Below are 18,947 nucleotides of genomic sequence, written 5' to 3'. Positions count from 1 at the left end.
GTCCGGCAGGCCGATCAGCGGGTGCGAAAATGCCAGCACCAGCGGTGGCACAGTGGTCGACTACGGGAGGCTTTTGGTGGCAACTGCACGCCAGCCCAAGGAGAAGCGGGCAAAAGGCGAGGGCCGGCCGCGCCGTGCTCGCGACAGCCTCAACAGGGAGACGATCCTCGCGGCGGCAGAGAAGATCGCCCTGCGCGACGGCCTCGATGCGCTGACGTTCCAGGAGATCGGCGACGAGCTCCAGGCGCACCCGACTTCGATCTATCGCCACTTCAAGGACAAGGACGAGCTGCTGCTCGAGCTGGTGGACGGGCTCAGGGCCCGCTCGTACGGCGGCAGCGTCACGCCGACCGACGACTGGCGCGCCGACCTGCGCACCATCTCCCAGCGGGTGCGCGAGCACTACCTGCGCTACGCGCCGTTCGCGCAGCAGATGGTCATGCGCACCACGCGCCGACCCGTGGAGTTCTCCAACGTCGAGTTCACCCTCGACGCCGTCAGGCGGGCTGGAGTCGACGACAACGAGGTGGCGGCCGTGCAGCGCGCGCTCGGTAACTTCGTGCGCGCCGTGGCGAGCCTGGAGGCGGCCTTCCACACGCTCGACCCCGACGTGCGGCGCAGGGACGAGCTCGCGTGGCAGGTCGAGTACCGCCAGCTCGACCCCGAGAAGTACCCGACGATCGCCCACTTCGCCGACCACCTGCCCAACCTCGGCGACCCCATCGCCTTCGACCTCGGCATGGAGATGATGCTCGACGCGATCGAGGCGCGCGCGGCGCGTTCACGGGCGCGCCAGGGCGTCGATCAGACCGGCGACGAGCCGGGCCCGCTCGGCGAGTGAGGCCAGCTCGACCCACTCGTGCTCGGCGTGAGCACCGTCGCCCAGCGGGCCGAGCCCGTCGAGCGTGGGGACGCCGAGCGCGCCGGTGAAGTTGGCGTCCGAGGCACCCCCGACCGCCACCTCGTCGAGGTCGGGCAGCCCGAGCTCGGCGGCCACCTTGCGGGCCGTGGCGTAGAGCCCACGCGAACTCGCCGGCTCCAGCGGCGGGCGGTTGATCGTGCCGTCCACCCTGACGATCGCGCCGGCGATGCTGGGGGCCAGCGCGTGCATCCGCTCGTCGACCCGCTCCAGCTCGGCCAGTTCCCAGGCGCGCACGTCCACGCGCAGATGGGCATGCGCGGGCACGGTGTTCGTGGTGGTGCCCGCGCGGGCGACCGTGGGCGTGACGGTGGTTCCCCGTCCGGGGTCGGCCAGCCGCGACAAGGCCCCGACCTGCTCCGCGAGTTCGAGCAGCGCGTTCACCCCGCGCTCCGGCTCGAGCCCGGCGTGCGCCGCCCGGCCGGTGATGTCGACGCTGTAGAACGAGCCGCCCTTGCGCGCGGTCTTGACCGCGCCCTCCTGGCTGGGCTCCAGCACCAGGACGGCGTCCGCGCCGGCCGCCACCTCCTCGATCAGCGCCCGCGAGGTCGGCGAGCCGACCTCCTCGTCCCCGGTGACCAGCACGCTCACACCCGCCGGATCGCGGCACTCGGCCAGCGCGGCGAACGCCGCGACCAGCCCCGCCTTCATGTCGAAGACGCCGGGGCCGAACGCGCGGCCGTCCTCGACGCGGAACGGGCGGCGGGCGGTCGTCCCCAGCGGCCACACCGTGTCGACGTGACCCAGCAGCAGCACGCCGCCCTCGCCGGGCGCCCGCCAGAGCAGGTGCGGCGTGCCGCCGTCGCCGACGACCTCCGCCCGCCCGCCGAGGACCGGCTCCCCCCAGGCCCGCAACAGGGCGTGACACTGCTCGAGACCCTCGGCGTGTCCCGAGGGCGACTCAACGGAGACCAGGGCGGCGAGGCGCTCGCGCAACAGGGCGTGATCCATGGCCAGCAATGTAGTCAGGCTTATTGACTATAGCAAGGGCTATCGATCTGACATGCGGCCGGGATCCGCCCCGTGCCAGGGCCGTACGCCTTCTCGCTCGCACAGCGCCACGGTGTGGCGCTCAGTCCGGCCAGCCGGGTTCGCCCGGCGTACCCGCCGGCGGCCTCCGGAGGAGCGTGGGCGCGTCCCCGCGGAGTTCGGTCACGAGGGGTTCGAGGTGGGGAGGAGGGCGGTACAGATTTCCCGCAGGTGGTGGAGTTGGTCAGGGGTCAGGCGGTCGAAGAGGGTCTGGCGTACGGCCTCGACGTGGCCGGGGGCGGCGGCGGTGAGGGCCGCGAGTCCCGCGTCGGTGAGGATCGCCCAGCTCACCCGCTTGTCGGCGGCGCACGGCTCGCGCCGCGCCCAGCCGCGCTCCTCCAGCCGTTTCATCGCGTGCGACAGACGGCTCTGCGAGGAGTTGAGCTCCGTCGCCAGCTCGCTCATCCGCATCATCCGGTCGGGTGCCTCGGAGAGTTTCACCAGCATGGCGTAGTAGGCGTGCGGCATGCCGGAGTCGCGCTGCAGCTGCCGGTCCAGCTCCTCCTGGACGAGCTGCGAGGCGGCCAGGAACGCACGCCAGGTGCGCTGCTCGTCATCGTCCAGCCATCGCGTCACGACGCCAGCTTACTTGAACTCTCAACAAAGCGGGAGTAATCTACTTGAGAGTTCAAGTTTTTGGGAGGAACCATGCCGGTCCAGCGGCTCAACCACGCCGTTCTCTTCGTGCGCGACGTCGAACGCAGCGTCGCCTTCTATCAGGAGGCGCTCGGCTTCACGGTGGTCATGGGCATGCCGGGCGCCGCGTTCCTGCAGGCCTCCGGGTCCACCAACGACCACGACCTCGGCCTCTTCGAGATCGGCGCGCAGGCGGGCCCCTCGGGAGCGGGGCGCTCGACCGTCGGCCTCTACCACCTGGCCTGGGAGGTCGACACGCTGCGGGAGCTGGAGCGGATCGCCGTCAAGCTCGGCGAGCTCAACGCCCTCGTCGGCGCCTCCGACCACTCCACCACCAAGGCCCTGTACGCCAAGGACCCCGACGGGCTGGAGTTCGAGGTCTCCTGGCTGGTTCCCGCCGACCTGCTCACCTCGGAGACGCTGAGCGGGCGCAGCGGTATCAAGCCTCTCGACATCGCCAGGGAGAAGGAGCGCTACGGCGCCGACACCCGCGGCGGCCTCGGCGTCTCGATCCCCGTCTGATCATCTCGCGTGGCCGGGACATCCATCCGGGGAACGACCGACCCGCGTAGGGGAGAGGAAGGTGATCCGGCGGAGGCCTCCCCAGCCCTCCGCCGGATCACGGACTCCCCGGACCTGCCCACCCGGTTCGGGGATACTCCCTTTTCTACGATTTTCAGCCGCCCATAATTTCCTCGCGGGGGTCAGAGCCTGCCGAACCAGTCGCGTACCGCGTCGATCCCGCCGGTCCCGAGGGCGACCATCAGCGCGCACCGGGCCTTCGAGGGCGCCAGGCCGCGGGCCCCGATCGCCCCGACGCGGGCGGCGAGCCCGGTACCGAGGCGCATCTCGTCAAGCGGGACCGCACCGGTACGGCACCTCGACGCGACGACCACCGGGATCCCCCACTCCGTCAGCTCGGCGATCGTCGTGAAGAGCCCGACCGGCACGTTGCCCAAGCCGGTCCCCTCCAGCACGACGCCCTGCGCTCCGGCGTCCACCACGGCGGTGAGCAGCACCGGTTCGATCCCCGGATAGGTCTTGATCAGCGCGACGTCCGACGCCGGGTCCCCACCGAAGGCGGGCGGCCGGCGCGGTGGGGCGGACAGCGTCTCGACCCGGCCGCCGATCATCCGGCCCAGCACCGGGAAGGGCGCCGACGAGAACCCCGCGACGCTGGTGGCGTCGACTTTGGTGACCCAGCGGGCCGCGTGGATCTCGTCGTTCACGCACACGACGGCCCCGGCGCCCCGCAGCGCGTCGTCGGCCGCGGCCGCGAGCGCGGAGGCGAGGTTGCGCGGGCCGTCGGGGGAGAGCTCGTCCAGGGAGCGGACGGCACCGGTCAGCACGATGGCGCCCTGCTCGGCCGCCCGGCCCGCGAGCAGATCCACCAGGTACGCGGTCTCCTCCAGCGCGTCGGTGCCGTGAGTGATCACGACACCGTCGAATCCGCGTTCCAGGATGGCCGAGCGCGCCCTGCGGGCCAGCTCCAGCATGGTCGAGGGGGACATGTCCCAGCTGGGTTCCGCCATCACGTCCTCGGCCACCACGTCCGCCACGATCACGCCGGGCGGCAGCGCCCGCAGCAGCTCGGCCCCGGAGGCGACGCCCGGACGACCGGGGGCGTAGGAGTGGGCGATGGTGTCACCGGTCGCCAGCAGCAGCACACGCTTCAAGGGCGGGATCCCTTCGGCCGTAACGCGTTCGGTCCCGCGGACGGCCAGGCGGAGCGGAGAGCACCGGACCCCCTACCCGGCACCCACCGATGCGGGCGCCCCCGGAGTCGGTCTTCCCTATTTATAACCCACAGGTGCCCCTATCGGGGTTATGTCCGAGGGCGGCACGGACTTCGGCGCGGTGTCACCTGCCGCCAGGGCTACCCGACGTTCCACCGCGAACGGCGCACCGGACAGGAAACACCGTCAGGAGGTCCGGGCGAGAAAAGCCCGGTAGTACGTCATGAAGTCGGGCTGCGAGCCGTCGATGTCCGTGAAGCCGTACTCCGCCGCCAGCCCGCCCGTGCTGTACGAGCTGCCGGTCCTGGCCATGATCTCCGGGTCGGCGGCGAGCGCGGCCACCGCCCGGCCGATGTAGGCGGGCGTCTCCGAGGCGGCGAAGTGCGGATCCTTCAGCGCGCCGTCCCGCCAGTTCTCCTCGGTGACGCCGAAGTGGTCCAGCATGGCCTCGGAACGCAGGAAGCCGGGGGTCAGCGCGACCGCCGCCACACCGTGCGGCTTCAGCTCGGCGGCCTGGTTGCGGGCGAGCCGGATGACCGCGTGCTTGGCCAGGTCGTAGAAGAACGAACCGCGATAGCCGCCCAGCACCTCGTCGACATCACGCTCGGTGCCGTCGGTGATCTCGACGACCAGGCCGCTCCGCCGGGCGATCATCAGCGGCAGCGCGAAACGGCTGGTGATGATGTGGGTGTCCACGGCCCGGTGCAGCATGCGCAGCCCGTTGTCCAGGTCATGCTCCCAGAGCGGTCTGTCCCACTCGGCGAGCGGGTCACCGCCCCACACGTCGTTGACGAGCAGGTCGAGCCTGCCCTGCTCGCGCCCGATCCGGTCGACGAGCGCGCGTACCTGCTCGGGGTCGGAGTGGTCACAGCGGACGGCGATGCCGGTCCCGCCGCGCGCCGAGACCAGCTCGGCGGTGTCCTCGATCGTCTCCGGCCGGTCGAGGTCCGAGCGACCGTTCCTGGTGCTGCGTCCGGTGACGTACACGGTCATGCCCGCCGCACCGAGTTCGGCGGCGATGCCGCGTCCGGCACCACGGGTCCCGCCCGCGACGAGCGCGACGGCTCCGCCCGCCTGCACGACATCTCCCTGATGGTCCTGCACGGGATCTCCTTCTCTGTCTGGCCTCGGGTGTGCGGAGGCCACAGCTCGGGCGAATGCCCCACGACGGCGCGTGAGATCCCGCCGAGCCCCCACCCCGTTAGTGAATGACTGTTTGTTAACAGTACCGGGTCCGGCTAGGTTTATAAACGAACAGATGTTTATATACGAGAGAGTAGGGTCATGCACGAGAGCACAGCGGGTTCGGTGCCGTCCCGGGGCCTGCCGGACAGCCGCCCGCGATACACGATCACCGGGAAGAAGCCCGTCGAGCGCGGGCAGGCGACCCCCCTCTCCAGAGGCCGGGACTGTGGCTGACCCCCGTCCGGTCCAGCGGCCCGGACTGCTGCTCACCGTGCTGTGCACCGCGCAGATCATGCTCGTGCTGGACCTGGTGGTGGTGACGGTCGCCCTGCCGTCGATGGGCGCCGACCTGGGCATTTCCCCGGCGGACCTGCAGTGGGTCGTCACCGCCTACGGCCTGGCGTACGGCGGATTCATGATCGCCGCAGGGCGGGTCGGCGACCTGTTCGGACACCGGCACGTGCTGGTCGCGGGGCTGGTGGTCTTCACCGCGGCGTCGGCCCTGGCCGGGCTGGCGAGCGGCCCGGCGACCATGTTCGCCGCGCGAGCCCTGCAGGGTGTGGGCGGCGCCCTGGTGTCACCCACGGCACTGGCACTGGTCACCACGGCGTTCGCCGAGGGCGACGCGCGCAACCGGGCGCTCGGCGTCTGGGGTGCGGTGGCCTCTGCGGGGGCGACCGGCGCTGCTCTGGTCGGCGGCCTACTGACCGACCTGGTGCACTGGCGGGCGATCTTCATGATCAACCTTCCCGCCGGCGTCGCTGTGATCGTGATGGTGCTGCGACTGGTTCGCGATCATCGCCCCGGCGGGGAGCGCCGCCTCGACCTGGCCGGAGCCGTCCTCCTGACCGGCGGCATGGTCCTGCTGGTCGCGGCGGTGACCCGCGCGTCCCAGGGCGGGACGGCGACCGTCTGGTCGATGGCGGTGGCCTCGGTCGTCGCCCTCGGGGCATTCGTGGTCGTCGAGCGCCGGGTGGCCGTGCCGCTGGTGAAACCGGCGATGTTCGCCAACCCCCACGTGAGGTATGGGAATCTGATCTGCGTCCTGTCCGCCTCAATCGTGTTGGTGACGCAGTACTTCACCACGCTCTCCCTGCAGAACGTGGCCGGGCTGTCCCCCTTGCAGACCGGGCTGGCCTTCGCCCCAGTAACCGCGGTCATCGTCGCAGTCTCTGGAAAGGCGGGAGCCCTGATCGCCCGGTTCGGGCTGCGGCGGATGCTCGCGGGCGGTGCCGCGGCCGCCGCGCTGGGGCTGCTCGTGCTCGGCCTGTCCCCGGCGGACGCCCTGTGGGCCGGGGTCCTGCCTGGCCTGCTGCTCAGCGGGCTGGGCGCCGGGTTGATGTTCGCCCCCTCGATGATCGTGTCGACCACCGGGGTGCCTGAGGGCGACCAGGGGCTGGCGTCCGGGCTGCTGAACACCTCCTTCCAGCTCGGCGCACCACTGGGCCTGGCGGTGATGAGCGCGGTGGCCGCCGCTGTCACCGGTGGGGAGACCGGCGCGCAAGCGCTCGCCGACGGCTACCGGTCAGCTTTTCTGTGGGCTCTGGCACTGCCCACGCTGATCGTCGTCGCCGTCGCCGCCCTGCCTCGCGACCGGTCCGCCCAGCCGGAGTCCTCCCCAGCCTGACCGGGCCCCCGTGCCGCCCACAGGCCGCTCCCGCACGACTTCACGGGTGTGGGAGCCCGCCCCCGGGCTCCCACACCCGTGAGGCCCCGGGGGCATCGGGGATCTCGACACCGTTTCCGCCCCAGACCCGGGCCCCGGCTCGCGCCGGGAGGCACCCCGGCCGCGCAGGGCTGGGGTTTGCCCCACCTTTTTCTGGGATACCTCGCCCATGTGCCCCGGCCGCCGCAGTCCCTACGGTGGTCCCATGAGCGGCATCGAGGCGACCACTCCCTGGTCGAGGATCAGCGCCCACTGGTCGGCGCGGACCTGGCTCCGCACCGTGCACCTGGTGACGGGCCTGCCGATCGCCCTGCTGGGCGCGGCGGTGATCGTGGGGCTGACCGTGGCGTCGGTACTGTTCGTATGGACCGTGGTGGTCCCGGTGGTCGCTCTGCTGCTGTTCTTCTGGGTCGTCCGGCTGCTCACCCGGGTGCAGCGATCCCGGTTCGCCGCCTTCCTCGACGTCGACATCCCCCCGGTCCCGCGCCGCCCGCTGAGCAAAAACCCCTTCGGCCGGCTGCTCCAGGAGGCCAGGACGCGGAGCACCTGGCGCCTGCTCTCGTACCACCTGCTGGCTCCGCTGATCAGCGGCGTCGGCGCCGCCTCGGCCGTCGGGGCGTGGGCGGGCGGCCTGGTCACCGCCGCGCTCGCGATGCGGAGCTGGGCGATGGGGGAGACCTGGCAGAGCACGGTGTTCATCCTCGTCTCGGGGACGTTGCTCGTCTCCGGGCCGTGGGTGGCCCGCGGATTCGCCGTGCTGGACGTGATCGCCGCCGAGGCCCTGCTCGGGCCCAGCCTCAGCGACCAGCTGGTGCTGCGGGTCGAGACGCTGCAGGAGAGCCGGGCCGGGGTGGTCGACGCCGCGGACGCCGAGCGCCGCCGCATCGAGCGGGACCTGCACGACGGCACCCAGCAGCGGCTGGTGTCACTGGCGATGAACCTGGGCATGGCCCGCGCGACCCTCACCGACCTGCCGGAGCCGGCCCGCGAGGTGATCGTGCAGGCGCACGAGGAGGCCAAGCAGGCGCTGAAGGAGCTGCGCGACTTCGTCCGGGGGCTGCACCCGGCCGTGCTCAACGACCAGGGCCTGGACGCGGCGCTGTCCGGCCTCGCCGCACGGGCCCCGTTCCCGGTACGGCTGGACGTCGGCATCTCCGAGCGGGTCTCTCCCACGGTCGAGGCGGTGGCGTTCTTCGTGGTGTCCGAGGCGCTGACCAACATCACCAAGCACGCGCGGGCGTCCGGCGCCGAGGTCACGGTGGAGCGCCGCGGTGACCGGCTCCACCTGGCCGTCCGCGACGACGGCCGGGGCGGCGCGGACCCCGACCTGGGAACGGGGCTCCGCGGCCTGGCCCGCCGGGTCGGTTCCGTGGACGGCATCCTGTACGTCGACAGCCCGCCGGGCGGGCCGACGACGATCAGAGTGGAGCTACCGTGCGCGTAGTGCTCGCCGAGGACTCGGTACTGCTGCGAGAGGGGCTCATCCGCCTGCTCGGCTCGGTGGGCATCGAGGTCGTGGCCGCCGTCTCCGACGCCGAGGGGCTGCTGCGTGCCGTGGACGAACACGTTCCCGACCTCGTCGTCACCGACGTGCGGATGCCGCCCACGCACACCGACGAGGGCCTGCGCGCCGCGCTCGTACTGCGCCGCCAGCGGCCGACGCTCGCGATCCTCGTGCTCTCCCAGTACGTCGAGGAGCGCTACGCCACCCAGCTGCTGTCCACCGCGACCAGCGGGATCGGCTACCTGCTCAAGGATCGGGTGGCCGATGTCGAGGAGTTCCTCGACGCGCTGCGCCGGATCGCCGCCGGAGGCACCGCGCTGGACCCCGAGGTGGTCGCCCAGCTCCTGCTGCGCAGGCACAGCGACCCGTTGGACCGGCTGACCCGCAGGGAGTACGAGGTGCTCTCGCTGATCGCGGAGGGCCGGTCCAACACCGGGATCGCCGAGGCCCTGGTGGTCTCGGAGAGCGCGGTCGGAAAGCACATCAACAACATCTTCACCAAGCTCGACCTCTCCGGCGCCGACAAGGACCACCGCCGGGTGCTCGCCGTCCTGCGATTCCTGAAGGTTTGAGAGAACATGCCGATACGGAGCAACGCCAGAAAAGCCTGGATCATCGTGGGCGGTGCGCTCACCGCGCTCACCGTGGGCCTCACCTCCATCGCGGCGTGGAGCGAGGTCACCCAGGCCCGCCGGGTCTCCGAGACCACGCTGCGGTCCCACGCGCTCGCCTCGCCGGGGATCGTCGTGGAAACCACCGGTTACGTCAACGTCTCGGTCGTCGGTGGCACCGATCGGCGGCTGGACCTGGAGCGGACGCTCCAGTGGACCCTGGACCGGCCCGTGGTCACCGAGGACTGGGACGGGCGGACGCTCACGATCGGCGTCCGCTGCCCCAGCGGCGACCGTCCGGACGGCCCGAACTGCCGGGCCGACTACACCCTGAGCCTGCCCATGACCACCGGCGTCGAGGTGACGAGCCGCTTCGGGACCGTGTCGGTCAACGGCGTCCGGGGCGACCTGCGCCTCTCGACCGCCATGGGCGACGTGATCGTGGAAGGCTCACGGGGCGCGCTGCGGGTGCGGGCGGAGGCGGGAAACGTGAGCGGCACCGGCCTGCGGTCCGCCGGGGCCGACGTCGAGACCGGCCGGGGGAACATCGATCTGGGGTTCGCGGGCCCGCCCGGCGACGTCAGGGCCGTGGTGCGGACGGCAGGGGACGTGGAGGTCAGAGTGCCGGGCGAGGATGGTTACGACGTGCGGGCCGGCGACGGGAACGCGATCATCCAGGTGCGGCGTGACTCCGCCGCCCCTCGGCGGATCACCACCCTGACCGCGGCGGGCGAACTGCGTATCCTCCCCTCGTGACCCGCGCCCTCGCCAACGACGTATTACGCACATAGGTTTGACCGGTTCAAAACCAGTACGTGGCCCTCTCCGCCCTCGCGCGGGACTTGAATTGGAATCATGCTTCCCTCCGACGACCCGCGGGGCCAGGCGGTCATCGACAGCGCGGCGCGGCTCTTCGCCGCGTTCGGCTACGACGGCACGTCGCTGCACGATATCGCGGAGGCCTCGGGGGAGGACATGGCGTGGTTACAGCAGCGGTTCGGCGACAAACGTGAGCTCTACCTGACCGTCGTCGACCATGGCAGCCGACTGGAGCGCGACATCGTGACAGATGTGATCAGCGCGCTCCCCGCCGCCGATCCCGAGGAGGCCCGTGCCGTCGTGTACCGGCTCTCGGAGCGCTTTCTGGAGTTCTTCCTCGCCAACCCGCAGGTCCCCTCGCTGTGGGCACACCGCTGGCTCGGCGACGCCGCCGACATCCCCGGGCTTGAGGAGGCCTACAGGGACCCCATCGTCCACCTCGTCTGCGACGCGTTGCGCCCCGCCGTGGAGGCCGGACTGATCGACGACCAGGTGAACCTGGAACTGACGGTGCAGACGCTGATCTGGAGCGTGTCCGGGTTCATGCACGGTGAGATCAGCACCGATGGACGCGGCTCCGCCTCCACCGACCCGCAGGCGCTGCAGTCCTTCCTCGCCCATCTCCGGCAGTTGATCGACCGCATGTTGACCGTTCACGGCGGCTGAGGGCGTGCGGCCCCGGAGCGGCCGGACGGACACACCCCTGTTGTGGCGGTATCGGTCACTGTGTCGCCGTTCACAGACGCGGGGGCGGTCCTCTCGACGCCGGACCTCTGCCGTGCTCAGAATGTCGGTGAGGTGTTTCCATCGGCCAGGATGTTCCGCGCGTCCTGACGATCGCAAGAACCGACGGGGGTTTGTCGAAGGATGACCGCAATGACCATCTCGGCCCGAGGCGAGACCCTGGCCTTTCCCGACGGCTTCGTCTGGGGTGCGGCCACCGCCGCGTACCAGATCGAGGGCGCCGCGCGAGATGGCGGACGTGGTCCGTCGATCTGGGACACCTTCTCCCACACGCCCGGCAGGACCACCGGCGGCCACACCGGCGACGTGGCCTGCGATCACTACCACCGCTACGCCGGCGACGTCCGCATGATGGCGGAGCTGGGGCTCGGGGCGTACCGGTTCTCGGTGGCCTGGCCCCGGATCCAGCCGTCGGGCTCCGGACCCGCCAACGCCGCCGGGCTCGACTTCTACGACCGGCTGGTGGACGAGTTGCTGGCGGCCGACATCGCGCCGTACGTGACGCTCTACCACTGGGATCTCCCCCAGGCGCTGGAGGACCTCGGCGGGTGGACCAACCGCGACACGGCCCACCGCTTCGCCGACTACACGCGGATCGTGCACGACCGGCTCGGCGACCGCGTCGGGACGTGGATGACGGTCAACGAGCCGTGGGTGGCCGCGGTGCTGGGGTACGGCATCGGCGCGCACGCGCCGGGCCGCGCGTCGGCGGCGGAGGCCTTCCGCGCCTCCCACCATCTCCTGCTCGCCCACGGGCTGGGCGCCCGGGTGCTGCGCGAGGCCGGCGCCCGCGAGATCGCGCTCACCCTGAACCTGGCGCCGGTGATCACGCCCGGCCAGGTGAGCGACCCGGACCTCGTGCCGTCCGCCGAGGACGCCGAGGCGGTGAACCGGGTCGACTGCCTCATCAACCGGCAGTTCCTCGACCCCGCCCTGCGCGGGAGCTATCCGGAACCGGTGCTCGCGATCATGGACCGCACGGGCGGGCTCGGCCACATCCGCGACGGCGACCTCGAAGCGATCAACCAGCCCGTCGACCTGCTCGGGATCAACTACTACACGCCCTGCGTGGTGCGGTCGGAGCCCGGCGAGCCTTCCAACGCCGCCCACCCCGGCACCGAGGACATCCTCTTCAGCGGCGCCCACGCCCCGACGACCGCGATGGGCTGGGCGATCGTGCCGACCGGGCTCTCCCAGCTGCTCACCCGGCTCTCGCGCGACTACCCCGAGGTCGGCCTGCTGGTCACCGAGAACGGCGCCGCGTTCGACGACGTGGTGACGGGTGACCACGTGCACGACACCGACAGAACCGCCTTCTTCGAGGGCCACCTGCGGGCCGCGCACGCCGCCGTCGAGGCCGGTTCGGATCTGCGCGGCTTCCTGGTCTGGTCGCTGCTGGACAACTTCGAGTGGGCCGAGGGATACCACAAGCGCTTCGGAATCGTGCACGTCGACTTCGAGACGCAGCGGCGGCTGCCCAAGGACAGCGCGCTCTGGTACCGCGAGGTGATCCGGCACAACGGGCTGCACCGCGAGCGTGTCCGGCGTCCCACGCTGGAGGCGGTCGCCGCCCGCGCCGGCGTGTCGAGGTCGACGGTCTCCCGGGTGATCAACGGTGAGGGCACGGTCAGCGACGAGTTCCGCGCCATCGTCCTGGACGCGGTCAACGAGCTGGGCTACGTACCCAACTCGGCGGCCCGCTCCCTGGTGACCAGGCGCACCGACTCGATCGCGCTGGTCGTCTCCGACCCCTCGACCGGGACGCACGCCGACGACCCGATGTTCTCCGCGATCGTCCGCTCGGCCACCCGGCATCTGGAGGACGCGGGCAAGCGGGTCACCCTCATGCTCGCCGACTCGGCCGAAGGCCGGCTCCGGGTCGAGCGGTACGCCGCCTCGGGGCACCTGGACGGGGTGGTGCTCAACTCGACGCTGAGCTCCGACCCGCTACCCGCCGCGCTGGCCCGTACCGGCATCCCCGTCGTGTCGCTCGGCAGGCCCGCGGTGTCGGTGCCCTCCTCGTACGCCGACATCGACAACGTCGGCGGCGCCGCCTCGGCGGTCAGGCACCTGCTCGCTCGGGGACGACGGCGGATCGCCGCGATCGCCGGCCCCCCGGACACGATCGCCGCGCAGGACCGGCTCAGGGGATACCGCGAGGCGCTGCACGACACCGGGCACCGGTCGATCATCGCCGTCGGCGACCTCACCCTCGCCTCGGGCGCGGACGCGATGTGCCAGCTGCTGCGGGACGACCCGGCGCTCGACGCGGTCTTCGTGGCCGGTGACCTGATGGCGATCGGCGCCCTGCGGGTGCTGAGCGAGTCGGGGCGGCGGGTGCCCGACGACGTCGCGATCGTGGGGTTCGACGACATCGAGGCCGCCTCCCACACCGTGCCCGCGCTCACCACGGTACGCGCACCCAGGACGGACCAGGCACGGGCGGCGGTGCGCCTGCTGCTGCGCCAGCTCGACGGAGGCCCCGCCTCGTCGACGATCCTGCCCACCGAGCTGGTCATCCGGCAGTCCACCTGACGCACCGGCCGCGAGCCCCGGTCAGCGGGAGGTCCGCAGGTACGCCTTGCGTTCGTCCGGGGTCAGTTCGCGGATGGTGCGGTCACCGGCGAGCCTGAGCACCTCCTCCATCGGGCCGCACACGTCGCACCGCCAGACCCGCACCGTGGCGTCGCCGTGCGCGGTGATGAGGTTACGGCTGTCGCGGGCGAACTCCACGCTCTCGACTGAGGCGCCGTAACCGTGGAAGACCATCGGCTCGCCCTCACCCTCGGCCGCCCAGATCCTGACCGTGTTGTCGTTGCCGCTGCTGGCCACCCACTGCCCGTCGGGGCTGAAGGACACGCTCCACACCAGCCCCCGGTGACCGCGGAGCACCGTCGGCTCACCGCGTCCCGAGGCGTCCCAGACCCGGACGGTACCGTCGCTGCCGCCGCTGGCCAGTCGCCGCCCGTCCGGGCTGAAGGACACACCCCACACCATCCCCTGGTGGCCGCGGAGCACGAGCGGCTCACCATGTCCCGAGACGTCCCAGACCCGGACTGTGCCGTCCTCACCCGCGCTCGCGACCCGCCGGCCGTCAGGGGCGAAGACGACCTGCCTGACCACCCCTCGATGGCCGCGGAGCACGAGCGGCTCACCATGTCCCGAGGCGTCCCAGACCCGGACCGTGCCGTCACTGCCCCCGCTGACCAAACGCCGCCCATCCGGGCTGAACGCGGCGTTCCACACCGTCTCCAGGTGACCGCGGAGCGCGACCGGCTCACCGTGTCCGGAGGCGTCCCAGACCCGGACCACACCGTCCCGCGTGGCGCTCGCCACCCGCCGCCCGTCCGGGCTGAAGGAGACGCCGAGCATCTCCCCGCCGCCGGGACTCAGCACCACCGTGCCGCCCTTGCCGGTGACGTCCCTGATCCGGACCGTCCCGTCACTGCCGGCGTCGGCCACCCGCCGCCCATCCGGGCTGAGCGCCGCGTCCCATACCTCCCCGGTGTGACCACGCATGATGACGGCGTCACCCACCGCCGTCACATCCCAGAGCCGCACGGTGCCGTCATCGCTCGCGCTGGCCAGCATCCGGCCGTCGGGGCTGAAGGCGGCGCTCCACACGGTCCCCCGGTGACCGCTCAGCAGCAGGGGGGCGATGGTGTCGCCCGCACCCCAGACGTTGACCGTGCCGTCGTTGCCCACGCTGGCGATCCTGCGCCCGTCGCGGCTGAACGCCACCCCCTCCACGGTGCCGTCGTGTCCGCGCAGCACCATGGAGGAACCGTCGCCCGGTATGTCCCACAGCCGCGCGGTGCCGTCGGTGCTCGCGCTCACCAGGCGCCGGCCGTCCGGGCTGAACGCCACGTTCTCCACCGAGTTCTCGTGCCCCCGCAGCACGGTGGGCCGTGCCTCGCCCTCCGGATCCCAGAGCCGCACCGTACCGTCGCCGCCCCCGGTGGCCAGACGCCGGCCGTCCGGGCTGAACGCCACCCCCAGGGCCCGCCCCCTGTGCCCGCGGAGCACGATCGGGGGGACCTCGGCACCGGCCCATCCGCCGCCGCCCGCCTTCCACACCCGTACCGTGCCGTCATCGCCGGCACTGGCCAGGCGCCGCCCGTCCGGGCTGAAGGACACGTTCCAGACCTCTCCCTTGTGCCCCAGGAGAACGGCGGGCCGGTCACCGCCGGTCAGATCCCACACCCGTACGGTGCCGTCGACGCCGGCGGTGGCCAGGTAGCGTCCGTCGGGGCTGAACACCGGGCTCCACGCCTGGCCTTCGTGCCCCCGTAGCACGACCGGGTCCCCCGCCGGCAGGCCCTGCCCGGTCGTCCGCCATACCCGTACGGTCCCGTCACCGCTGCTCGTGGCCAGCAGGCGTCCGTCCGGGGAGAAGGCGACACCGCAGACCTTGCCTCCGTCGACGGGCAGGATGAGACGCACCCGGGAGTCGACGACCGCCTGCCGCAGGACCGCGGCGGCCTCGGCGGTGGGGCTGACCTCGTACGCCCGCCGGGCCATCAGCAGGCTGAGCTGGGGATCGAGCTGGAGCTGTCCTCGGGCGTCGGCGGCGAGCTGGCGGGAGTAGGCGAGATTCTGCTCATGCCTGGCCCGATCCGCCTGGACGAGGGCCATCACCGCCAGCGCGCAGACCACCATGCCGACCGCCGTCACGCTGATCAGCAGACGGCGGGCCCGCCTGCTGCCCGCCGCGCGCTCGCGGGTCTCGCGCGCCCGCGCGGCCTCCAGGAAGGCACGCTCGGAGTCGTTGAGCCGGTCGAGCTCGCGACCGTCCCAGGCGGTCAGGCGTATCCCCCGGTAGAGCAGCTCGTCCGCACGCCCGTGCTGCTCCCACTCCGCCGCGGCCTCGGTGAGGCGCCGGTGCAGGCGTACCAGCTCCCGATCCTCGGCGAGCCAGCCCCGCAGCCTGGGCCACGAGCGGATGACCGCCTCGTGCGCCACCTGGACGCTGTCCTCGTCGACGGTGAGCAGCCTGGCCTCGGTGAGCCTGGTCAGCACGGTCGCCACCGCCGTGCCGTTCGGTCCGGACAGCAGTTCGTCGGGAGCGACGCGACGGCGGGTGTCCTCGGTGCCCTCGCCCAGCGCGGTCAGGCGCAGGAACACGTTCTTGACCAGACGGCGCTCCCGGTCATCGAACTCGTCGTAGACCCGCTCGGCGCTCTGCGCGATCGCCCCCTGGATGCCACCGGCGGCGCGGTACCCGGCCAGTGTCATCGCGTCGCCCCTGCGCCGCTTCCACGTCTCCAGCAGCGCGTGCGAGAGCAGCGGCAACGCCCCCGGCTCCCGGCGGCAGTCGCCGAGGATCGCCTCGACCAGCGCCCGGTCGACCTTGAGCCCGGCCCGGACCGCCGGTCCCGTGACCACCTGCCGCAGGTCCTCCTCGTCCATGGGGCCGATCAGCAGCTGCCGGTCGCGCAGCGCGGCCACCAGCGGCGGGTACTCCGCGCACCGGGCGTAGAAGTCCGCACGGGCCCCCAGCACCACCCGTGCCCGGTCGTCGGTACCGTCCGCCGCGGTGAGCAGCCAGTCGAGAAAGGTCACCCGTTCCCGCTCGTCGCGGCAGAGCGTGAAGACCTCCTCGAACTGGTCGACCACTATCACGACGCGTGCCGACCTCGGCCGCCCCTCAAGCAGCTGGCCGATGTCGAGGCGGGCGCTCCCGTCCTCGGCCAGCAGCCCCGCGTGCAGCGCCGAGGCACTGGCCGCCAGCTCGTTCGCCATGGCGATCGCGAGCTCCTCCAGCGGATGCTCGCCCGGGGTCAGCAGCAGCGTCGGCCACGCCTTGCTCCCCCGCAGTGCCCCGTCCCACAGCGCCGGCAGCAGACCCGCCCGCAGCAGCGAGGACTTGCCGCTCCCCGACGGGCCGAAGACCGCCAGCAGGGAGGTGTCCTCCAGCCGCGCGCGCAACTCACCGACCAGCTCCCGGCGTCCGAAGAACCGGTCGGCGTCACCGGGATCGAAGGTCACCAGTCCCAGGTACGGGGCGTCCGCGTCCTTGTCGGCCCGCTCCGCCGCGTCGGCTGAGGCGAACTCCGCGGCCAGCGTCCGCCACCGCCTCTCCCAGACCTCGGGATCGCCGCCACACGCCTCGACGTAGGCCAGGGTGACCGCGAGCGTGGGGAAGATCTCCCCACCGGCCGCCTCCGACAGTGCGGTCACCGAGTAGTGCGCCCGCCGGGACAGCTCCCGGTAACTCGGCCGACCGGCCTCGGTCCGCAACCGCCGCAGCTCTGACGCGAACCGCTGCAGCGGGCCCGCGTCGGGATCGAGAGCCCTTTCCGGTCGCCCCATTCAGCCCCCGCCGGCACACGATCGTCGCTCGTCTTCTCCCGAAGATCGATTCTGGACAAGCGAGATGCAACCATGCCTGGCCCTACAGGTCCAGTGGATGGCAGGAATACCTCATGGGCATGACGGGATCGGCGCCCGTCGAAAACGACGTCGCCGATGGGCACCTCACCCCCGCACCGGCCCCTCGAGAAAACGGTGCGGGGGTTCTCGTGCCGCCGTTTCGGAATCGTTCTCATGCGATCCGGTGGCGAAGCGCCGGCTCCTCCGTTCCCCAGCGGAGGGCCGGCGGCCGGGCACCGCCCGAACCGACTTCGGCCTGCGGACCGATGTAGGCCGAGACGGGGCCCGGTGCTCGTGCGCGCCGCACATCATCCAGCCGCTTTCGCGGCGCTCGTGACGGGCGCGCGGTCGGAAAGGTACGCGGATGCGGACAGGGACTACATCTCCGGTCTCGACACCGGGGAGGATGTCACATGGCGTCCCTTCGGTCAGTGAGCCGCCTCATCGACGGGCTTTACCCACCTGTTTACCGGTTTCCGCTTTGTCCAGCACATATCTCGCTTAATGGACAAACAATCTCCCCGGTCGGGAGCGGTCGGGCATCGCCTCAGGCGGGGCCGTCGTCCTCGGCGTGCAGGCGGAGGAAGTCGTCGAGGGCGGTGCGGTAGTAGGCGAGGTCGTCCTCCAGCCTGGCCCGGGTGAAGCGCGCGGGTTCGCTCTCGTAGGCCGCCCGGCCCATCTCGGTCCAGAACGACACCTCGGGCAGCTCGCCGGCGCCCTCCGGCACGAACTTCAGCGCCTCCAGCACCGCGTCGGCCGCGAAGCGCCAGTCCGACACGATGGCCCGGTACCGCTCGTCCGAGGAGGGATCGGCGGCGAAGAAGAGCGCCGCCTCCAGTGCCCTGCGCGCGTAGGTGGCGCCGATCAGCACCCACTGCCCGGGGTCGATCAGCTCGGAGATGCCCGAGCCGAACGTCAGCTCCTCCCGCCTCGCCTCGGTCTCGGCGGCGTAGGGCACGAAGACCTCAGCGCCATCGAGCCGGACCCGCCACCCCTCCTGCTCCTCGGTCAGCACGGCGCGATCCGCCGCTCCCGATCCGTCACCGGGCACGGTCAGGTCGAGGTGGACGTAGGCCTCGACGAGCGAGCGGGCCGGGCCCCCGCCGTAGTCGGCAAGGTCGTCGTCCGGCCAGGTCGGACCGTCCGGCTCCACGGGACCGTGCTCGCCGGAGAGGTCACCGGGGTCAGGCATACCGGGCCACCAGGTCACGGTAGGTGTCCCGGACGACCAGCAGCCGGTCCAGCTGGAAGCGCCCCGGCTCGACCTCGCGCATCCGCAGCCCACGCTCCGACCAGAACCCGTCGTCGGGCACCTCGTCCTGTCCCGGCGGGATGAACTTGATGACCTCCTCGACCGCCGCGCCCGCCACCGACAGCACGCGGTGCGCCTCGGCCCGGTCGCCGGCCGGTACGTTGCTCGCGGTCAGGTCGGCCACCCACAGCCACTCACCCGCGTCGAGGAGCTGGGAGGGCTCCCGTCCGCCGAAGGTCGGATAGCCCACCGGTGGGGCGGGGCGCTCAGGTAGGCCGAACAGGAACTCGCGCTCGGCCCCGCAGCCGTCACAGGTGCCGGCGTAGCGGTCGGCGAGCTCGCCCTGCACGCTGACCACCCCTCGGCCCCAGGTCGTCTCCGCCGAACCGCACTGTTTGCACGGATGCAGGTCGAGGTAGAGATGTGCCTCGTCCCTGGCACGCGCGACCGCGAATGTCATGACCATCTCCTCCT

At 71.9% G+C, this 18,947-nt stretch carries 15 protein-coding genes; 8 read left to right on the top strand and 7 right to left on the bottom strand.

All coding sequences use genetic code 11. From position 1 onward, the window contains the following. The first annotated feature begins 76 nt into the window (after positions 1–76). Positions 77–841: a TetR/AcrR family transcriptional regulator gene (locus tag IG98_RS0123490; protein WP_211264071.1), complete on the top strand. Its 765-nt coding sequence runs from the start codon at positions 77–79 to the stop codon at positions 839–841. Here IG98_RS0123490 and IG98_RS0123485 read toward each other — a convergent pair. After that, positions 782–1,870: a M20 family metallopeptidase gene (locus IG98_RS0123485; protein WP_030916000.1), complete on the bottom strand. Its 1,089-nt coding sequence runs from the start codon at positions 1,868–1,870 to the stop codon at positions 782–784. The genes IG98_RS0123490 and IG98_RS0123485 overlap by 60 nt on opposite strands. A gap of 201 nt (positions 1,871–2,071) precedes the next feature. Continuing rightward, the gene (locus tag IG98_RS0123480) at positions 2,072–2,524 is read right to left on the bottom strand and encodes a MarR family winged helix-turn-helix transcriptional regulator (protein WP_030915998.1); all 453 of its coding nucleotides are present in this window, start codon (positions 2,522–2,524) and stop codon (positions 2,072–2,074) included. 72 nt (positions 2,525–2,596) lie between these two features. On the opposite strand from IG98_RS0123480, the gene IG98_RS0123475 reads away from it, so the two are divergent. Continuing rightward, the gene (locus tag IG98_RS0123475; protein ID WP_030915996.1) at positions 2,597–3,106 is read left to right on the top strand and encodes a VOC family protein; all 510 of its coding nucleotides are present in this window, start codon (positions 2,597–2,599) and stop codon (positions 3,104–3,106) included. A gap of 182 nt (positions 3,107–3,288) precedes the next feature. Here the strand turns inward: IG98_RS0123475 and IG98_RS0123470 are convergent, their stop codons facing one another. Together IG98_RS0123470 and IG98_RS0123465 are read right to left on the bottom strand one after the other, a co-directional pair. Continuing rightward, entirely contained in the window at positions 3,289–4,251 is a 963-nt protein-coding gene (locus IG98_RS0123470; protein WP_245651682.1) for an asparaginase, read from the bottom strand. A 255-nt stretch (positions 4,252–4,506) separates the two neighbouring features. Continuing rightward, complete coding sequence (locus tag IG98_RS0123465; RefSeq protein WP_245651677.1) at positions 4,507–5,424, bottom strand: SDR family oxidoreductase; 918 nt, start codon at positions 5,422–5,424, stop codon at positions 4,507–4,509. Between the two features lie 307 nt (positions 5,425–5,731). Here IG98_RS0123465 and IG98_RS0123460 point away from each other — a divergent pair, with 307 nt between their 5' ends. The 6 genes from IG98_RS0123460 to IG98_RS54635 all read left to right on the top strand — a co-directional run bounded on the left by IG98_RS0123460 (position 5,732) and on the right by IG98_RS54635 (position 13,384). Further along, the gene (locus IG98_RS0123460) at positions 5,732–7,132 is read left to right on the top strand and encodes an MFS transporter (RefSeq protein WP_169750168.1); all 1,401 of its coding nucleotides are present in this window, start codon (positions 5,732–5,734) and stop codon (positions 7,130–7,132) included. 244 nt (positions 7,133–7,376) lie between these two features. Next, positions 7,377–8,615: a sensor histidine kinase gene (locus IG98_RS0123455; RefSeq protein ID WP_030915980.1), complete on the top strand. Its 1,239-nt coding sequence runs from the start codon at positions 7,377–7,379 to the stop codon at positions 8,613–8,615. Beyond that, a complete protein-coding gene (locus IG98_RS0123450) occupies positions 8,606–9,247 on the top strand; it encodes a response regulator transcription factor (RefSeq protein ID WP_030915977.1) in 642 nt (213 codons plus the stop codon). The genes IG98_RS0123455 and IG98_RS0123450 overlap by 10 nt, the downstream gene beginning before the upstream one ends. 6 nt (positions 9,248–9,253) lie before the next feature. Beyond that, positions 9,254–10,042 carry a DUF4097 family beta strand repeat-containing protein gene (locus tag IG98_RS0123445; protein WP_030915974.1) on the top strand — a complete coding sequence of 263 codons (789 nt, stop codon included), beginning with the start codon at positions 9,254–9,256 and terminating at the stop codon, positions 10,040–10,042. Between the two features lie 99 nt (positions 10,043–10,141). Further along, a complete protein-coding gene (locus IG98_RS0123440; RefSeq protein ID WP_030915970.1) occupies positions 10,142–10,771 on the top strand; it encodes a TetR/AcrR family transcriptional regulator in 630 nt (209 codons plus the stop codon). A 210-nt stretch (positions 10,772–10,981) separates the two neighbouring features. Beyond that, positions 10,982–13,384 carry a GH1 family beta-glucosidase gene (locus tag IG98_RS54635; RefSeq protein WP_063766265.1) on the top strand — a complete coding sequence of 801 codons (2,403 nt, stop codon included), beginning with the start codon at positions 10,982–10,984 and terminating at the stop codon, positions 13,382–13,384. A 21-nt stretch (positions 13,385–13,405) separates the two neighbouring features. Here the strand turns inward: IG98_RS54635 and IG98_RS0123430 are convergent, their stop codons facing one another. From IG98_RS0123430 to IG98_RS0123420, 3 genes are all read right to left on the bottom strand, one after another. Next, entirely contained in the window at positions 13,406–17,161 is a 3,756-nt protein-coding gene (locus IG98_RS0123430; protein ID WP_051752735.1) for an nSTAND1 domain-containing NTPase, read from the bottom strand. Between the two features lie 607 nt (positions 17,162–17,768). Then, entirely contained in the window at positions 17,769–18,413 is a 645-nt protein-coding gene (locus IG98_RS47225) for a hypothetical protein (protein ID WP_051752732.1), read from the bottom strand. Beyond that, a complete protein-coding gene (locus IG98_RS0123420) occupies positions 18,406–18,933 on the bottom strand; it encodes a hypothetical protein (RefSeq protein ID WP_030915958.1) in 528 nt (175 codons plus the stop codon). Before IG98_RS0123420 ends, IG98_RS47225 begins: the two co-directional genes overlap by 8 nt. Positions 18,934–18,947 lie beyond the last annotated feature (14 nt).

The sequence above is a fragment of the Streptosporangium amethystogenes genome, from assembly GCF_000721075.1.
GTDB lineage: Bacteria > Actinomycetota > Actinomycetes > Streptosporangiales > Streptosporangiaceae > Streptosporangium > Streptosporangium amethystogenes.
The sequence above is the reverse complement of the archived record's forward strand: the minus strand, read 5'-3'. Positions and strand labels throughout refer to the sequence as shown.